At 51.5% G+C, this 16,354-nt stretch carries 14 protein-coding genes; 13 read left to right on the top strand and 1 reads right to left on the bottom strand.

The features are described 5' to 3' along the window. Nucleotides 1-15 precede the first annotated feature (15 nt). Entirely contained in the window at nt 16-954 is a 939-nt protein-coding gene (locus P4D80_RS08505; protein ID WP_421658622.1) for a bestrophin family protein, read from the bottom strand. Between the two features lie 241 nt (nt 955-1,195). Here P4D80_RS08505 and P4D80_RS08510 point away from each other — a divergent pair, with 241 nt between their 5' ends. The 13 genes from P4D80_RS08510 to P4D80_RS08570 all read left to right on the top strand — a co-directional run bounded on the left by P4D80_RS08510 (nt 1,196) and on the right by P4D80_RS08570 (nt 16,123). Continuing rightward, complete coding sequence (locus P4D80_RS08510) at nt 1,196-3,151, top strand: DUF3352 domain-containing protein (protein WP_421658623.1); 1,956 nt, start codon at nt 1,196-1,198, stop codon at nt 3,149-3,151. 357 nt (nt 3,152-3,508) lie between these two features. Beyond that, nucleotides 3,509-4,705, top strand: coding sequence for a M20 family metallopeptidase (locus P4D80_RS08515; protein WP_421658625.1), 1,197 nt, complete (start codon nt 3,509-3,511; stop codon nt 4,703-4,705). Between the two features lie 218 nt (nt 4,706-4,923). Beyond that, a complete protein-coding gene (locus P4D80_RS08520; RefSeq protein WP_421658627.1) occupies nt 4,924-6,213 on the top strand; it encodes a hypothetical protein in 1,290 nt (429 codons plus the stop codon). A 100-nt stretch (nt 6,214-6,313) separates the two neighbouring features. Further along, nucleotides 6,314-8,128 carry a hypothetical protein gene (locus tag P4D80_RS08525; RefSeq protein ID WP_421658628.1) on the top strand — a complete coding sequence of 605 codons (1,815 nt, stop codon included), beginning with the start codon at nt 6,314-6,316 and terminating at the stop codon, nt 8,126-8,128. Nucleotides 8,129-8,364: 236 nt separating this feature from the next. Beyond that, on the top strand, nt 8,365-8,901 hold the full coding sequence (locus P4D80_RS08530) for an NUDIX hydrolase (RefSeq protein ID WP_421658629.1): 537 nt from the start codon (nt 8,365-8,367) through the stop codon (nt 8,899-8,901). 51 nt (nt 8,902-8,952) lie between these two features. Next, nucleotides 8,953-9,675: a class I SAM-dependent methyltransferase gene (locus tag P4D80_RS08535; protein ID WP_421658630.1), complete on the top strand. Its 723-nt coding sequence runs from the start codon at nt 8,953-8,955 to the stop codon at nt 9,673-9,675. Then, the gene (locus P4D80_RS08540) at nt 9,675-10,895 is read left to right on the top strand and encodes a nucleotide sugar dehydrogenase (RefSeq protein WP_421658631.1); all 1,221 of its coding nucleotides are present in this window, start codon (nt 9,675-9,677) and stop codon (nt 10,893-10,895) included. The genes P4D80_RS08535 and P4D80_RS08540 overlap by 1 nt, the downstream gene beginning before the upstream one ends. Next, nucleotides 10,895-11,962: a Gfo/Idh/MocA family protein gene (locus tag P4D80_RS08545; protein WP_421658633.1), complete on the top strand. Its 1,068-nt coding sequence runs from the start codon at nt 10,895-10,897 to the stop codon at nt 11,960-11,962. The genes P4D80_RS08540 and P4D80_RS08545 overlap by 1 nt, the downstream gene beginning before the upstream one ends. Further along, nucleotides 11,959-12,948, top strand: coding sequence for an NAD-dependent epimerase/dehydratase family protein (locus tag P4D80_RS08550; RefSeq protein ID WP_421658634.1), 990 nt, complete (start codon nt 11,959-11,961; stop codon nt 12,946-12,948). The genes P4D80_RS08545 and P4D80_RS08550 overlap by 4 nt, the downstream gene beginning before the upstream one ends. A gap of 118 nt (nt 12,949-13,066) precedes the next feature. Continuing rightward, nucleotides 13,067-14,290, top strand: coding sequence for a class I SAM-dependent methyltransferase (locus P4D80_RS08555; protein ID WP_421658635.1), 1,224 nt, complete (start codon nt 13,067-13,069; stop codon nt 14,288-14,290). 221 nt (nt 14,291-14,511) lie between these two features. Further along, nucleotides 14,512-14,748, top strand: a complete 237-nt coding sequence (locus P4D80_RS08560) for a glycosyltransferase (RefSeq protein WP_421658636.1) — start codon at nt 14,512-14,514, stop codon at nt 14,746-14,748. A 25-nt stretch (nt 14,749-14,773) separates the two neighbouring features. After that, entirely contained in the window at nt 14,774-15,238 is a 465-nt protein-coding gene (locus tag P4D80_RS08565; protein WP_421658637.1) for a hypothetical protein, read from the top strand. Between the two features lie 12 nt (nt 15,239-15,250). Further along, a complete protein-coding gene (locus tag P4D80_RS08570) occupies nt 15,251-16,123 on the top strand; it encodes a hypothetical protein (RefSeq protein WP_421658639.1) in 873 nt (290 codons plus the stop codon). The last annotated feature ends 231 nt before the right edge of the window (nt 16,124-16,354 follow it).

The following is a 16,354-nucleotide window of genomic DNA, read 5'->3' on the forward strand; positions in this document are numbered from 1 at the left end:
TGGCTATCGCTATAACTAACAACTCTCTCGGCCCCTGGCCCCCAGCCCCCAGTCCCTGGCTTCGAAACTTTCAGAACTGGGAGATAAAGTGATCAAATCTTCGATATTGCGCAGCATGGTGTGGCAAATGGCATCCAGAGGTAGATCATTGGGGTCATGACCAAAAGGGTTTTCGATTTCGATCCCAATTTCCTCAATACCAAACAGGGTGAAGCTGATGAGGGCTACGGTTGGTCCGGTCCACCAGCCCAAACTACCAACCATCTGAAAAGGTAGTGACAGGCAGTAGAGGAGGAGCAATTGTTTGAGATGAATGGCATAGGCAAGGGGCATGGGAGTTTTTAGGATGCGTTCGCAGCCACCCAGCATATCTACCATCTGGTCGAGTAATTTGTGCATGGCATTGAGCTGGTAGATATTGAGCATATTCCGCTCGTACTGCTGTTGCAGGTAGTCACCAATCCAAAAGGCAATTTCTAGAGGAGGATGGTTCATGCCTTTAAGTTTGCGGTAGCAATCGCCCGGTAGAAGCGCTTCCAGTTCCTCATTGATGGGTTCCTGCCGCAAATGCTGTTTCATAGCAACGCAGAAGGCAACCAGCATTTTGAGGACAACGATTTTCTGGCGGCGATCGCCTTCATTCTGAGCTTCCACCGCAATCCAGATCTGGCGCGCTAGGTTACGCACCGTGTTTACCAGCGTTCCCCAACACTTCCGTCCTTCCCAAAATCGCTCGTAAGCGGTGTTGGTGCGGAACACCAGCAGCAGACCCAGAACGATATTCGGGATCAAGCTGGCCAGGATTGGAAGTGCCACAGGTTGCTTGAAGTAGTGAAGAAGGGTAACAAAGAGGCCAAATATTCCGCACAAAACAGTGCGCCCCAAAACGGCTGGAACCACCGACCCCTTTATCTGAAAAGCAACCTGAAACCAGCGCTTGCGTTCGATACTCATGCAACCAGTTAGCAAATTTCCTTCACAACGATAACTGATGTCCGGGATGGGCAATTCCGGGATGGGCAATATATAGCAAGTGATAGGGGATAGGGATTGGGAGAAGGGGTGAGGGGCTAAAAGCAAAGAGCCAAAAGCCAGGTATCAGGTGTAGAAATCACGCTCACTTATTTTTCAGACTTGTAGATTAAAAACGAACAACCTATTAGGCTGTCTATAAAGCTCATTGGAGGGAAAGATTTTGCTGCGTCAAATTTCAGTGTCGATTCTGACGGTTTTTGTGGTGGGTTCTGGGCGGGCGATCGCCCAAATTTCTCCTTCAGCAAAGAACGCTCTCCCTCCGGCGGTGACAACCGTTCTGCCAGCCAGTACGCCGGGCGTTGTGCTGATTAACACCACCCCAGAAGTCTGGACTGACTTAGATCGGTTCAATCCGGTTTCAAACAGTTCTTTTCTGCCACTTACATTTCCTCTAACTTTCGGGAAAATGGTCTTCACTCAGGACATTCAGCCCTGGTTGGGAGACCGGGCGGCGATCGCAGTGATGCCTGCAACCACTCAAGACAAATCATTTCGTTCCAGTACAGTCCTGTTGCTTCCGATCAAAGACACCAACCGCTTTACGGCTTTTCTGGATAAGGTCAAAACTACGTGGGGAAAGCCCCAAATCGAGCGGGACTATAAAGGGGTAACACTCTTGCGGTGGACTGCGCCCACTCCTTCAGAAGAACCTGCTGAAGAATCGCGACCTTCTGAGTCGCCGGATGAGACTCCAGAGAAACCCACTGTCCCCCAACCCAAAAGTTCTCCCTCGCCTTCATCCCAGCTTCGTCACCGCTTACAGCCATCAGCCCTGGTAGCGGGGGAAAGGAAAGGTAAAGCAGCAAAACCTGACAGCAAAGAGCCGCCGGATCTTGAAGAGCAAATTCCACCGTTGATGCCGCTTCCACCTTCTTCAGAGCTGATGTCCCGTGGTGTGACGATCGCTCTTCTGCCCAATATTGTTGCCATCGCACCCTATGACCGGGCATTAGAAAAGCTGATCGATGCCCGCTCGTCTGAAAAATCAACCCTGGCAGAAAATCCTTTGTTTCAACGGACGCTGAAGCATCCGCAGTTTGGGCGATCGCTAATCATGGGTTACGGCAATATCGCCGGGTTTACCAGCTACTTAACTGCCCTATTGGATAAAGTTTCAGGGCTTCCCCCAGCTATCCTGATTCCAGCCCTGGCAGAAAGTCAAATGGCCCTGCTGACGAAGGTTTACAACACCGTTGATACCTATCTCTGGGTACAACCCGAAGGACTCCACGGACAGACCAATTTTTACTTCTCCACTCCCCAGCCCCAACTGGCAACTCCGGCAATCCCCGATGCCAATCAGATTTTAGCTCGCCTGCCTGGAATCACCTACGTATCTGCCAACGGCTATAACTTCAAGCAACAATGGCAGAGATTTCTTGATACGATTTTCCCCGGATCCACTAGCCAGCAGTGGCTGAACAAAGCGCGGGCTGAGTTTCGTAAGCAAACCGGACTCGATCTGGAAAAAGACATTGTGAACTGGATGGATCGGGAATACGCCGTTTTTTATTACCCAACCACGGGTGGCCTGTTCAACTATATCTCTCCCAAAGTTAACCTGGGGATTGGGTTCATCTTTCAAACCAGCGATCGCCCTACCGCTGAAGCCACTCTCAAAAAGCTTGACCAGTATATTCGCTCGGTCTCAAAAGGGGAGGCGATCGTGGCTCAACGCCGCGTGAAAGGAATCCCCATCACCAGTTGGGAGGGGAAAGACCGGGGCAAAACCCAAAGCATTTTTTCCTACGGTTGGGTCAGTGATGATACCTTACTCATCACTACTGGGGTTGGAGCCATGACCGACTTGATTCCCAAACCCTACCTGCCCCTCAACCTCAACCCCAACTTCAAAACCGCCACCACCAGTTTCCCCACTCCCAACGAAGGCTACGTCTACGTCAATATGGGAGCCAGCCTCTCCTTCCTTTACGGGCTCATCCTCCCCTCTGTTCCCCCAGAATACGCTCCTTTTGTACAAGAGTTTCAACGCATCATCGGAACCATTCGCAGTGTCAGTTCCAGTAACTCTACCACAGCCGAAGCCCAGCGGGTTAACTCCCTCTGGGTTTTGGGTTCCGTAAGAAAGACGACAGAAGAGAAAGATGGACGGTAGGAGGGGAATAGGAACAGGTGGATGAGTGGATGGGTGATGGAGTAACGGAGTGATGGAGTAGAAGGGTGGATGAGTAGATGAGTTCTAAGTTTTGAGTTCTGAGTTGTACGGGTTTGTCAAATTTTTTGTGGCAATCCTGGAAGGGGGAGCGAGGGAATTAGGGTTTCAAGGAGTCAGAGCACCGTTTCTAGGACACCCCCGATACCTAGGCCCCAGTCCCCAATTCCTGTCTCCTAACTCCTGTTTCCTGGCTTCTTCCTTCTTCCTGCCCCCAGTCCCTGGCCCCTCCTCCCTCCACTCCCTAGCCCTTACCTGTAACAATCCGTATCATGGGAGTAATGTGCTATACCCTTTCCCATGCTGACTCGAATTAAAGACCTTGCTGCCAACCTGGCTCCTCGCTTAATCGAGATTCGTCGTCATTTGCACAGTCACCCCGAACTGAGTGGGCAGGAGTTTCAGACGGCAGCCTATGTGGCGGGTGTGCTGTCTTCCTGTGGGTTGCAGGTTAAGGAAGGGGTGGGCAAGGTCGGTGTCATGGCAGAACTGATTGGAGCAGGGGTTGATTCTCGCATCCTGGCTATTCGCACCGATATGGATGCTTTGCCAATTTCTGAGCGGACCGGATTGGAGTTTGCCTCTCGCCAGCCGGGAATTATGCACGCCTGTGGGCATGATGTTCACACTACGGTGGGGCTAGGAACCGCGATGATCCTGTCCCAGTTGGGACAGCCTTTACCCGGAAATGTTCGGTTTCTGTTTCAATCCGCCGAAGAAACAGCTCAGGGTGCCCGCTGGATGGTGCAGGATGGGGCAATGGAAAAAGTGACCGGGATCTTTTCGGTGCATGTGTTTCCAACAATCTCAGCCGGGGTGGTTGGGGTGCGGTATGGATCCCTGACGGCAGCGGCAGATGATTTAGAAATTACTATTCTGGGGGAGTCTGGGCATGGGGCACGCCCCCATGAAGCCGTAGATGCTGTTTGGATTGCGGCTCAGGTAATCACTACGCTCCAGCAGGCGATCAGCCGGACTCACAACCCTCTACGCCCGGTTGTGCTGACCATTGGACAGATTAGTGGTGGTCGAGCCCCGAATGTGATTGCGGATCGGGTGAAATTGCTGGGGACGGTGCGATCGCTCCATCCCGAAACCAGCGAAGCCCTACCCAACTGGATTGAGCGAATTGTGGCCAGTGTTTGCCAGCCCTACGGTGCCCGTTACCAAATCAACTACCGGCGGGGTGTTCCCTCAGTGCAAAACAACATGGCAATGACTCAACTGATTGAGTCGGCGGCAGAAGAAGCCTGGGGAAGCCAGGGTATTCAAATCATCCACGAACCGTCCCTGGGTGCGGAAGATTTTTCGGTCTACTTGCAGTACGCGCCAGGTAGCATGTTTCGTTTGGGTGTTGGGTTTCGCGATCGGCACAATTACCCCCTGCATCATCCTCAGTTTGAGGTGGATGAGTCAGCGATCGTGACGGGAGTTGTCACCCTGGCTTATGCGGCTTGCAAGTACTGGCAACAATCAGAACATTTGCTACACGCCTAGCTATAGCAGGTGTCAACTATCAGAAGAGGCTAGGGACTGGGGGCTAAGATAACAACCACCTCCCAGCAGACTGGGTTCTATTACAGATTGTCCTAATACGCCGAATCGATGTACGATGACACGTTGAGATTGAGTAAACGTAGGATGGGTGAGGCTTAGCCGTAAGGCATCGGCAGCCGATTGAAATTGATTGCAAACGAATAGTTGATGTGAGTCCCATGAGTGAAACCCCTTACCTTTCGGTTGTTGTCACTGCCCGCAATGACAACCACGGTGGCAATATGCTGCGTCGAATGCAGATTTTTGTCAGTGGTCTGTTAGAGCAGTGTCGGCGCTACGAATTACCAGCCGAACTGGTGTTGGTGGAGTGGAATCCCCCGGCGGATCGCCCCCGTCTGGCAGAAGCCCTGGACTGGTCGCCCCAACCCAGCCCCTGCCAGATCCGAATTATTGAGGTGCCACCCGAAGCTCACCAGCAGTTCAATCATGCCGATGTGCTGCCCCTGTTTCAGATGCTGGGAAAGAATGTGGGCATCCGCCGGGCCAGAGGACAGTTTGTGTTGGCAACCAATATTGACCTTCTGTTTACCAACGAGTTATTCGATTTTCTGGCATCCCGTAAGCTGAAGTCGGATGAAATCTATCGAGTCGATCGCTACGATGTTCCTGCTGATGTTCCTCTGGGTTGTCCCATTGATGAGCAGCTAGCCTACTGTGAAAACCATATTCTTCGGATCAATCATCGCTGTGGCACGGATATCCTTAAATCGGAAACCCTGGAAGTTGAAGAGATAGATGACACGGTCACAGAGCCCGAAGCTTCCCCACCCTCCCGCATTGATTGGGACTTCATTCCAGAGTCTTTGACACCAGCCCTTCTCAAGATTAGAACTGTTTATCGCCGGTTGTTGCCAGTCGGGGTTAAGGATTTTATCCTCCGGCTCATGCCCACCGATCTGATTAATTGGCTGATTCGCCGGGGATTGCTGACCGTTCAGCCTACTCCAGCGCCCCCAGAGCCAGAGCCAGTTAGCGAACCTGAACCTCCAGAAGAACCAGTATTACCCCAGCTTCATCTCAATGCCTGTGGTGACTTCACGCTCATGGATCGAGAACACTGGCTTGCCCTGCGTGGCTACCCAGAGTTTGAAATGCATGGGCTGCATTTAGACTCTATCCTCTGTTTTGCCGCCCACTATCGCGGCTTGAAAGAGCATGTGCTGGGGAATGGCATGCGAGCTTACCACATTGAGCATACCCGCACCTGGTTTCATGATGTTGCCCCAGAAACATTTGTGGATCATGGCAATGCTGGGCAAATTCCTAAGCTTAGCTTTGAACAGCTTGTTTCCTTTGGGTTGTTGATGAAACAACTGAAGCGTCCGCTCATATTTAATAATGAAGACTCCTGGGGATTGGGCCATTTGAATTTGCCCGAAATTGAAATTACTGCCCCCTCTTATGGTTGTAAGAACATCGCTGAACCCAATAATCTGATTATGAGTTAAATCTGAATGTTCCAGAATGTTCCAAGGTGGGTTGCGATCGCAACTTAATGTCTCAGTCCAGGGAACTCAATCAGTGGCAATCCCAGCCAACATACTTTTTATGCACCCTCTAAAAACGCTGAATCACCTGAAAAAGCTGCCTATCAAGGTCGATTGGGAGATTCTTGTGCTTCTGGTTTTGCCACTGGCTTTGCTGCTCGTCAACAATGAGTGGATCTTTACCAATGCCTTTACTGGCTACATTGATAGCTGGATGTATCTGGGCTACTTTGTCGATTTCGTCAAACACCTCCAGACTTACCGGCTTGGCTATTACGGCACCCGCCTATCGTGGATTATTCCGGGCTATTTAATCTACGAGACCTTTCCCCCAATGGTTGCCAACTATGTACTGCATCTGTTGGTTTATTACCTTTCTACAATTTCCCTGTATTTTTTGCTGAAGCTAACGCTCGATCGCTGGGTGGGGCTCCTCTGTGCCATTTTGATGGGGTTCTATGCCCCGTTTTTGCAGGCGGTTGGGTGGGACTACCCTGATGGCATTGGAATTGGCTATTTCCTGCTGTCGATGCTGATGCTGACCTGTGCCGCTAAATTTGCTCGCTGGCGGCTATTTTTGGGCTTGGCGGGAGCGTTTTATGCCGCCTTAGTGTATTCGAATTTGTACTGGGTGCCTTTCTTTCCGCCGCTGGTTATTCATTACCTGGTGTTGAACCAGCAGCATCGGAAAAATCCAGTTCTCAAGAGTGCGCTCTTTTTTGTGTATGGAATTTTGGCGCTGACGGTTGTCCTTGGCATTTTTAACTATACCCATGACAAACAGTTTCTGTTTTTCATGCCCACGATCCGGTATTTGCTGGGAATTCAGTTTAACCGAAGCGCCCACTACTATGATGCTTCGTTTGATTGGGTCTTCACACGAGCCTGGATTTACCCAATTGCGCTGATTTCCTTTGCCAGCCTGATATTCCTGATCTTCAACTGGAGGCAGCGTTCTGAGGCCAGCGATCGCGTCCGGCTCCTGTATCAGTTCAATCTGCTACTGTTTGTTCTGATTATGATTTTCTGGGAGTCGCGGGGATGGCCTGCTATTCAATATTTCTATTACGCCAGTTCGGTGATTCCCTGTCTATTTCTGGCGATCGCGGCTCAAATCTATCCCCTCACAAAACGCCTCAACACCTGGCAGTTTTTAGTAGTAGTCGCGGCCTCGATGTTGATGATTCCGACAGTAAAGTTCTTCAGCCTCGCCCTCTGGCTGTATCAACGGTTTTCTGTCATTCTGGTCTTCTCCCTGGTGCTGCTGATTGCTGCCTTCCTGGTCAAATATCGCTATAAGGCAGCGGTGGGCTTCTTTGCACTGGTCTTTGCCATGGTGGCGTTTACCTCCTTCAACATGGCCTACTTTGGCGGCACCATTTTTAGCGGAACAAAGTATGGACCCCGCAGCGATGCTTTTATGGCCGTCGTCAAAGGGTCGAATGTGATCAAGACGAATGTGCCTGAGATCAAGCGGATTGTGCGGCAGAATAAGCGCTTGTTCTGGTATGACGTGGATTCGGAATATGGTCGGCTGTATCAGGCGATCGCCTCCACCTATCTGTGGCATGGATTGATGGTCAACGAAAGTTTCCCCTCCATGCACGACATGGTTCTCAACGTCAACCCAATTCAGGTCGTCACACCCGGCTCAAAACTCATTATCTTTTCTCAGCAAACCAATCCCACCGAGATCCTGAAGCAGGCCGATGAAGGGCTAAAGAAAATCAATCAGAAGGCTAAATTACTCAACCAGGAACGCATTCAATCTGGAAAATTGGATTTCACCATGACGATTGTTCAAACTATAGAGAAGCCCTCTCAGGAAGTAGGGAGAAGCCAGAAGGAGTGGATGAGTGGTGGAGTGATGGAGTGATGGAGTAAAGAAACCTCACCCTATCACCCCATTACCCTATCACTCCCTCACCCCTCATACTTCTCTCATACTTCTAACTAAAAACCAACAACTATAGCTATAGCCACTAGGCTTAGGACAGGGTGCAGGGTTGGAACCCCTGGCTGGGGGCTTCGTCCCCACACCCCCTGTAAAGCCGATGTCCTAAGCAACCTGGCGGCAGCTATAACAACTCTTTAACTCCCAGAGGCAATTCAGTGGAAATCATCGAGCGGAATACCGTCTTCTCAACCCCCTGGTTTAATGTGGTTGCCAAAACGACCAGTGCTGGAAATAGAGCTCCCTATTACTCGCTGCAACTGGCAGATTATGTCTGTGTCCTGGCCGTAACTGAGCAGAAAGAGATCTTACTTGTACGTCAATACCGCCCAACAGTAGAGGGCTACACCCTCGAACTTCCCAGCGGAATGCTGGAGGAAGGCGAATCTCCGGTAGAGACTGCCATGCGAGAACTGGTGGAGGAAACTGGCTACCAGGCAAAAACCGTCGAATTTTTGGGATGTTTGGTGCCGGATACGGGTCGCCTTTCTAATCGCCTCTGGTGCTACTTTGCGGAAAACGTCAGACTTTCTGAACCCGAACAAGACCTAGAAGCCGGAATCGAACTAGTCATTTGTACTCAGAGGGATCTGGTGCGGTATATTCTAGAGCAACAGTTTAATCATGCCTTACATCTGGCATTATTTTTTCTTGCGATCGCCCAGGGAAAGTTACCTGAATTGATGGCAGAATAGGGCGCTAGCGCCGGGCAAGTTACTCGCCCCATTAATACACAAGATGCAGTTATGGTTCAGGACAAACAAAAGGAGCTCGATTTTTTCAACCACTACGCCAAGTCCCAGGAATATAACGTTTTCACCGATGCCAGCAATTATCGGCTGATCAAAACCTGTGTCGCCATAAGTAATTGGGAACCGGGGACCAGGGTCGTTGATTGCGGCTGTGGATCGGGCGTCTTCACAAAACTGCTCAAAGACTTTGGTTTTGCAGCCGCAGGGCTGGACCTCAGCGAAGGATTGATTGACCTGGCGGGCAGGCTCTACCCTGGCATTGAGTTCATGGTTGGGGATGTGGAACAACTGCCATTTGAGTCCAACGGCCTGGATGGTATCCTGCTCAGTGGCATTATTCATCACTTGCCTGACCCTTCTCACTGTGCCCGTGAAGTTTATCGGGTATTGAAACCGGGTGGTACCTTTGTCGCCTTTGACCCCAACCGCCGGAATCCCTTCATGTGGCTCTACCGGGATAAGGATTCTCCCTTCTACAGCAGTGAAGGGGTGACTGAAAACGAACGTCCCGTCATTGCAGCGGAAGTGGCAAAAACCTTTGCCCAGGCAGGGTTTAGCGTATCAACCTCCTATCTGTCAGGGTTGCATTACCGCTATATTGCATCTCCGCGGATGCGAGTGCTGCTCCCCATCTATAATCTTCTGGATGATCTCTTGTTTCGCCTGCCGCTGCTAAAGCCCTTTAGTGCCTTTGTTCTTACGCGAGGAGTGAAGTGATGATGGTTGGTGCTGGTAATGTCAAGGTGGATATCTGCGTTGTGGGTGGGGCGGGGCACGTTGGGTTGCCTCTGGCACTGGTGTTTGCCAGTAAAGGACTGCGTGTTCTGATCTACGACATTAATGAAAACACACTGGAAACTATTCGCCAGGGGATTGTGCCCTTCATGGAGCATGGGGCAGAACCTCTGCTAAAGCAGGCATTGGAGCGAGATTTGTTGTACCTCTCCTCCGACCCGGCGGATATTGCAAAGGCAGCCACAGTCATCATTACGATTGGAACTCCCGTAGATGAGTTTCTGAACCCCGTATTGAAGCTGATCCGGGACTGCATGGATGATTTGCTGCCCTATTTGTCCAGTGGGCAGTTAATTATCCTGCGCTCTACGGTTTATCCCGGTACTACCGACTGGTTGCACAAGTACTTCCAGGCCAATGGCAAAGATGTCAAGCTGGCCTTTTGTCCTGAGCGAGTGGTGCAGGGGCACTCGATTGAAGAACTTCAGCACTTGCCCCAGATCATCAGTGGGACAACACCCCAGGCTGAACACGATGCTGCTGAACTATTTGAATTAATTGCGCCTGAGGTCGTGCGTCTGACGCCCATGGAAGCGGAATTTGCCAAGCTGTTCAATAATGCTTACCGCTATATTCAGTTTGCGGCGGCGAATCAGTTTTATATGATTGCCAACTCGGCGGGGGTGGACTACCACCGTCTGCTGAAGGGGATGAAACATAATTATCCCCGTGCACGAGATATTCCTTCCCCTGGGTTTGCAGCCGGTCCCTGTTTGTTCAAAGACACCATGCAGTTGGCCGCTTTTTCAAATAACCAGTTCAGCCTGGGCCATGCTGCGATGCTGACCAATGAAGGGCTGGTGCTGTATCTGGCGGATGAAATTGCAAAAACTTACCGGATTGAACGTTTGGCGGTGGGGCTGCTGGGGATGGCGTTTAAGGCGAACAGTGATGATATCCGTTCTTCCCTGAGCTACAAGCTGAAGAAGGTGATGGAGTTTCGTGCTCGCGAGGTGCTCACTACGGACCCCTATGTGAAGACCGACCCCGATCTACTGCCCCTGGAAACGGTGATTGCCAGGAGTGATTTACTGGTTTTGTGTGCTCCTCACAGTGATTACCGCTATCTGGATACGAAGGGGAAACCAGTGGTAGATATCTGGGGCTTCCTGAATAAGGAATCGCTGGTAGGCGTGGGCTAATGGCGAATCCATTGCGAGTGGGAGTGGTGGGTATTGGTTTTGGGCAGCAGGTGCATGTGCCTGCTTTTCAAGCGAATGAGCGCTGTCGGGTGACGACGCTTTGTGCCAGTTCGGTGGAGCGGGCAACTGAAGTTGCAAGACGGTTGAAGGTCGATCGCGCCGTCGGTGACTGGCAGGAGCTAGTTGCGGATCCGACTATTGATGCCATTTCCATCGCCACTCCACCAGGAACTCAGGAGATGGTAGCGATCGCCGCCCTCTCCCAGGGCAAAGCCGTCTTTTGTGAAAAGCCTCTCTCCCTCTCTCTGGCATCTGCCCAAAAAATGACTGATCTGGCAGCGCAGGCAGGAGTTGCCAACATGGTGGATTTTGAGTTTCCCGATATCAACGAGTGGCAGCAGGCAAAGGCATTGCTGGAGGAGGGAGCGATCGGTAATCTGCGCCATATTGCCGTGTCCTGGAATGTGGAAACCTACGCCAATCGGATGGGGCTTTCCTCCTGGAAAACTCGTACCGATGATGGAGGCGGTACCCTCTACTCCTTCGTTTCCCATTGCTTCTATTACCTGGAATGGTTTGCAGGTCCCATTCGGCGGTTAGCCTGCACTCTATTTCGCACCCCAGGAGATACTCGCGCCGGGGATACCCTGGTATCTCTCAGTTTGGAGCTGGAGTCCGGTGTTCCCGTGACGCTTTCCGTCAGCAGCCACGCATTTTTAGGCAACGGTCACCGTGTAGAATTTTACGGGGACGCTGGTACTCTGGTTCTGAACAATCCCACAACGGATTACGTTAGCGGCTTTCAGTTGCTTCACGGTACCAGGGAATCTAAACAACTCCAGGTCGTGCATCTCGATACCCCACCCACCGATGTCAAGGATGGTCGATTAATCGTTGTTTCCCGTCTGGTCAATCGCTTTGTCTCCTGGCTGGAAACCGGCATTCCCAATGCCCCCAGCTTTAAAAACGGGTTACGTGTTCAAAGCTTATTAGAAGCAGCCAAACAGTCGCACCAGACCGGCTGCTGGGTCAACTGTTCATTTGAAAGGTCGTACAACCATCCATGAGTGCAAAGTCATACCTGGTCACAGGCGGCACAGGCTTTATTGGCTCAGCCCTGGTGCGTCGATTAGTCCGCGAAGGGCACCGCGTTCGCGTATTTGATAACCAGTCACGGGGTGTGGCTTCCCGTCTGGCAGATGTAGAGAAGGACATTGAATTTGTAGCCGCGGACATTCGTGATCCAGAAGCGGTTCAAAAAGCAATCTATGGCATAGAAAGCGTTTGCCACCTGGCCTTTGTCAACGGGACTGAATTCTTTTACACCAAACCCGATCTGGTCCTCGATGTGGGGGTCAAGGGCATGGTAAACGTGCTGGATGGCTGCATGAAGCATGGCGTGGGTGAACTGGTGTTGGCCTCCAGTTCTGAGGTATACCAGACCCCCCCCACCGTTCCAACCGATGAAACGGCTCCTCTTTGTATCCCCGACCCCTGGAATCCCCGCTACTCCTATGGGGCCGGTAAGCTAATCAGCGAAATCATGGCCATTAACTACGGTAGGAAGCACTTTGAACGGGTGTTGATCTTCCGCCCCCATAACGTTTTTGGTCCCGATATGGGCTGGGAACACGTCGTTCCTCAACTCGTCCTGCGGATGAAAGCATTGTGTCAGGAGTCAACGGCCAATCCCTTACCCTTCCCAATTCAAGGAACTGGCAATGAAACCCGCGCTTTCGTGTTCATTGATGACTTTATCGACGGCCTGATGCTAATGCTAAAGCATGGCGAGCATCTGGGAATTTACCATATTGGTACGATGGAAGAAATTTCCATTGCATCGGTTGCCCATGAGATTGCCAAATACTTCAACAGACCCATTGAAATCGTCCCCGGCGAACTGGCAAAGGGAGGCACCCCCCGTCGCTGTCCCGATATCGGCAGGCTGGCAGCCCTGGGCTACAAACCCCAGTACACCTTTGCAAAAGCCTTACCCATCGTCGCCAAATGGTACGATGAGAACTCGCATCAGGCACCGGATTCTAACAACTAACTGTAATGACACGAGACGTTATTCCTACTTAATCGGTGGATTACGCGATCGTTAACAGCACCCTACAGGTACAACCTTGTGTGTCAATACACCTAACAACTAACAACCAACAACTAACATGACAGACTCACTCAGACTTTCAGCCGGAACTGGATCTAGCGTCCCTGTGGATCGTTGTCAGGTTTGTGGCTCAACGGATTTGAAATCGATTCTGTTTCTGGGCTACCTGCCCCCAGTCAACCAGATGCGTCCTATCGGTCAGGTTCCCCATGAGCAACCGGCCTACCCGGCAGAATTGTTGTGCTGCCAGAACTGCCAGTTAGTACAGATTGGCCTGATCGTTGACCCCAATATTCTGTTTCCACCGGAGTATCCCTACACCAGTGGTACGACCAAGATTTTGCGAGATAACTTTGCAGAAATGTATGAGGAGTGCAAGACGATCATTCCTCTGGGACCCGATGATCTGGCGATCGATATTGGTTCTAACGACGGTACGCTGTTAAGCAATTTCAAAAATGGTGGGCATCGGGTGCAGGGGATTGAACCAACGCAACGGGGCGAAATTGCCAACGAGAAGGGAATTGAGACAGCGATCGCCTTCTTTGGTAAAGACATTGCCACCAAAGTCAAGGCAGAAAAGGGAACGGCCAAAGTCATCACCGCTACCAATGTTTTCGCTCACATCGAAAACATCCACGACATTGTGGAAAACATTCTGCTGCTGCTGGATGAGAAAGGCGTCTTTATCTCCGAATCCCACTATCTGCTCAGTCTGCTAGAAACCCTGCAATACGACACGATCTATCACGAGCATCTGCGTTACTACTCTTTGCAAAGTCTCCAGTACCTGCTGAACATGCATGGCTTAGAAGTCATCCATGCCAAGAAAATTCCAACCCACGGCGGCTCCATTCGGGTCTACGCAGCTCGCAAGGGAGCTTACCCGGTCAAGCCTACGGTGCAGGCCCTACTGGATGAAGAAGCAGCAGTTGGTCTGGATGCTGAGAAACTGCAAGATTTCAAGCACAAAGTCGTCATGTCCAAGCTCCAGCTTCATAATCTCTTGCTGGATATTAAGAAGCGGGGCGATCGGGTCTATGGAATTGGCGCACCCTCCCGCGCCAGCACATTGATCAATTACGTCGGGCTGGATGATGGCATCATTGACTATGTATTGGAGGTCAAAGGTTCCTACAAGATCGGCAAATATATGCCCGGCACCTTGATTCCCGTGATTGAAGAGTCCAAACTCTTTGAAGACCAGCCAGAATATGCCCTCCTCCTTTCCTGGCACATCGCTGATGAACTGGCCCCCCAAACTGACCCAAAAGGGGTTTAAGGGTAAGTACATCGTTCCGCTGCCAGTCCCTCGGATTTTGGAAGTGAAGTAGATGAGTGGAAGAGTGATGGCGTAATGGAGTGATGGAGTGATAAGGGAATGGGGTGATAGGGTGAAGTTTCTCTACTCCCTCCCTCCCCCACCTATCCACCCATCCACCCCTCGCTCTTCACCCTTCACTCACTTCCCTTGCCCCCTGCCCCCTCCCCCCCTTCCCCACCGTGTGTCAACTCGACATTATCATCCCGGTCTATAACGAAGGCGAAAACATCATCAATGTGTTGGAGTCGCTTCGAGTGGCGGTCAAGACGCCGTTTCGGATCTTGATTTGCTATGACCATGACACGGACAACACACTGGAAGCGCTGAAGCACTATAGCCCTGCTTCCCAGCTTAAGCTGACGCTAGTAAAGAATCGGGGTAAAGGAGTGTTTGGGGCGGTGATGACTGGTTTTTGAGGAAACGACGGCCCCTGCAATTCTGGTGTTTCCCGCGGATGACACGACCAACGCAGTGATGCTCGATCGCATGTACGAAAAGATTCAACAGGGGTGTGATATTGCTTGTGCCAGTCGGTTCATCCCCGGTGGCTGTATGAAGGGTTGCCCCTGGCTGAAGGATATCCTGGTGCGGACGGCAGCTTTTACGCTGCACTACGTCGCTGGAATTCCAACCCATGATGCAACCAATGGTTTTCGCATGTTTTCGCGCCGGGTGATTGAGCAAATTCCAATTGAAACCCAGGAGGGGTGGGCCTTTAGCCTGGAATTACTGGTCAAAGCTCACAGGTTGGGTTGGAAAATTGGAGAAGTGCCCGCCCGCTGGATTGAACGCACCTATGGCAAGAGCAACTTCCGGGTGTTTAAATGGGTTCCCATTTATCTGCGCTGGTATTTCTATGCTTTTGCCACGCCGTTTAAGCGCAGGCAGGTTGCCCTCAAACACTAACGCGATCGCCTCATGCTCACTCTCTTTGCCATTCCCAAGTCCTTCCGGGGACACTTTAACCTCATTCAGCGCAATGCGATTCAAAGCTGGACGAGGTTACGTCCGCAGCCAGAAATTATTTTACTGGGGGATGACGAAGGTACTGCCGAAGTTGCGCAAGAGTTTGGTGTGAAGCACATCCCAGAGGTGCAGCGTAATGAACATGGGACGCCGCTGGTCAGTTCTTTATTTGAAATTGCCCAGCGGGTGGGACAGGGTCCGCTATTTACTTACATCAACTCCGACATAGTGTTGATGAGTGATTTTATCCAGGCGATTCAGCAGGTGCCGTTTAAGCGATTTCTGTTGACAGGGCAGCGGCTAAATTTGGATATCACCGAACCAATCCAGTTTGAGGAAAACTGGGAAGCCCAATTGCGCGATCGCGCCGCCCAATCCGGGCAACTCGCCGGACCCCACGCGATGGATTATTTCGTCTTCACTCAGGGCACCTATACAGACATTCCCCCCTTTGGCATCGGTCGCCCCTGCTGGGATAACTGGATGCTTTACAAAGCTCTGAACATGAAAATTCCGCTCATTGATGCAACCGGGGCGATCGCCGCCATCCACCAGAACCACGACTACAGCCATCACCCCCAGGGTCGGGAAGGCGTGTATGAAGGACCAGAAGCCCAGTACAGTCTGCAACTGATTGGCGGCAGGCACTACACTTACTTTATGCTCGACCTGGCAACCTGGCAGCTAACACCCCATGGACTGAAGCGCCCCCAGTGGACCTGGGAACGGTGCGATCGCTACCTCGACATGATGCCCCTCGCCCGCCCACAAATGAAAAGTTGGGCGTCCCCTCTGCTTAAGCTCATTCGTATGGGAAAGCGGTAGGGGATGGAGGGGTGGATGAGTTTTGAGGAGTTTGTCAAATTTTTTGTGGCAACCCTGGAAAGGGGGTCGAGGGAATCAGGGTTTCGAGGAGTCAGAGCCCCGTTTCTAGAACAGCCTCTCCAGTACCCATCCACCCTCCCACTCATCCACTCCCTCCCTCTCACTCCCCCATCCCCCCATTCCCCTATCACTCCCTTATCACTCCCTCTTCCCTCCCCCCTCACCCTTCAC

The sequence above is a fragment of the Leptothermofonsia sp. ETS-13 genome, from assembly GCF_049200465.1.
In the GTDB taxonomy this organism is placed as follows: domain Bacteria; phylum Cyanobacteriota; class Cyanobacteriia; order Leptolyngbyales; family Leptolyngbyaceae; genus Leptothermofonsia.

Bases quoted from the DNA above. Each gene is read 5' to 3' on its own strand.
- P4D80_RS08505 (WP_421658622.1), bottom strand. From the start codon at position 954: ATGAGTATCGAACGCAAGCGCTGGTTTCAGGTTGCTTTTCAGATAAAG.
- P4D80_RS08515 (WP_421658625.1), top strand. From the start codon at position 3,509: ATGCTGACTCGAATTAAAGACCTTGCTGCCAACCTGGCTCCTCGCTTA.
- P4D80_RS08520 (WP_421658627.1), top strand. From the start codon at position 4,924: ATGAGTGAAACCCCTTACCTTTCGGTTGTTGTCACTGCCCGCAATGAC.
- P4D80_RS08525 (WP_421658628.1), top strand. From the start codon at position 6,314: ATGCACCCTCTAAAAACGCTGAATCACCTGAAAAAGCTGCCTATCAAG.
- P4D80_RS08535 (WP_421658630.1), top strand. From the start codon at position 8,953: ATGGTTCAGGACAAACAAAAGGAGCTCGATTTTTTCAACCACTACGCC.
- P4D80_RS08540 (WP_421658631.1), top strand. From the start codon at position 9,675: ATGATGGTTGGTGCTGGTAATGTCAAGGTGGATATCTGCGTTGTGGGT.
- P4D80_RS08545 (WP_421658633.1), top strand. From the start codon at position 10,895: ATGGCGAATCCATTGCGAGTGGGAGTGGTGGGTATTGGTTTTGGGCAG.
- P4D80_RS08550 (WP_421658634.1), top strand. From the start codon at position 11,959: ATGAGTGCAAAGTCATACCTGGTCACAGGCGGCACAGGCTTTATTGGC.
- P4D80_RS08555 (WP_421658635.1), top strand. From the start codon at position 13,067: ATGACAGACTCACTCAGACTTTCAGCCGGAACTGGATCTAGCGTCCCT.
- P4D80_RS08570 (WP_421658639.1), top strand. From the start codon at position 15,251: ATGCTCACTCTCTTTGCCATTCCCAAGTCCTTCCGGGGACACTTTAAC.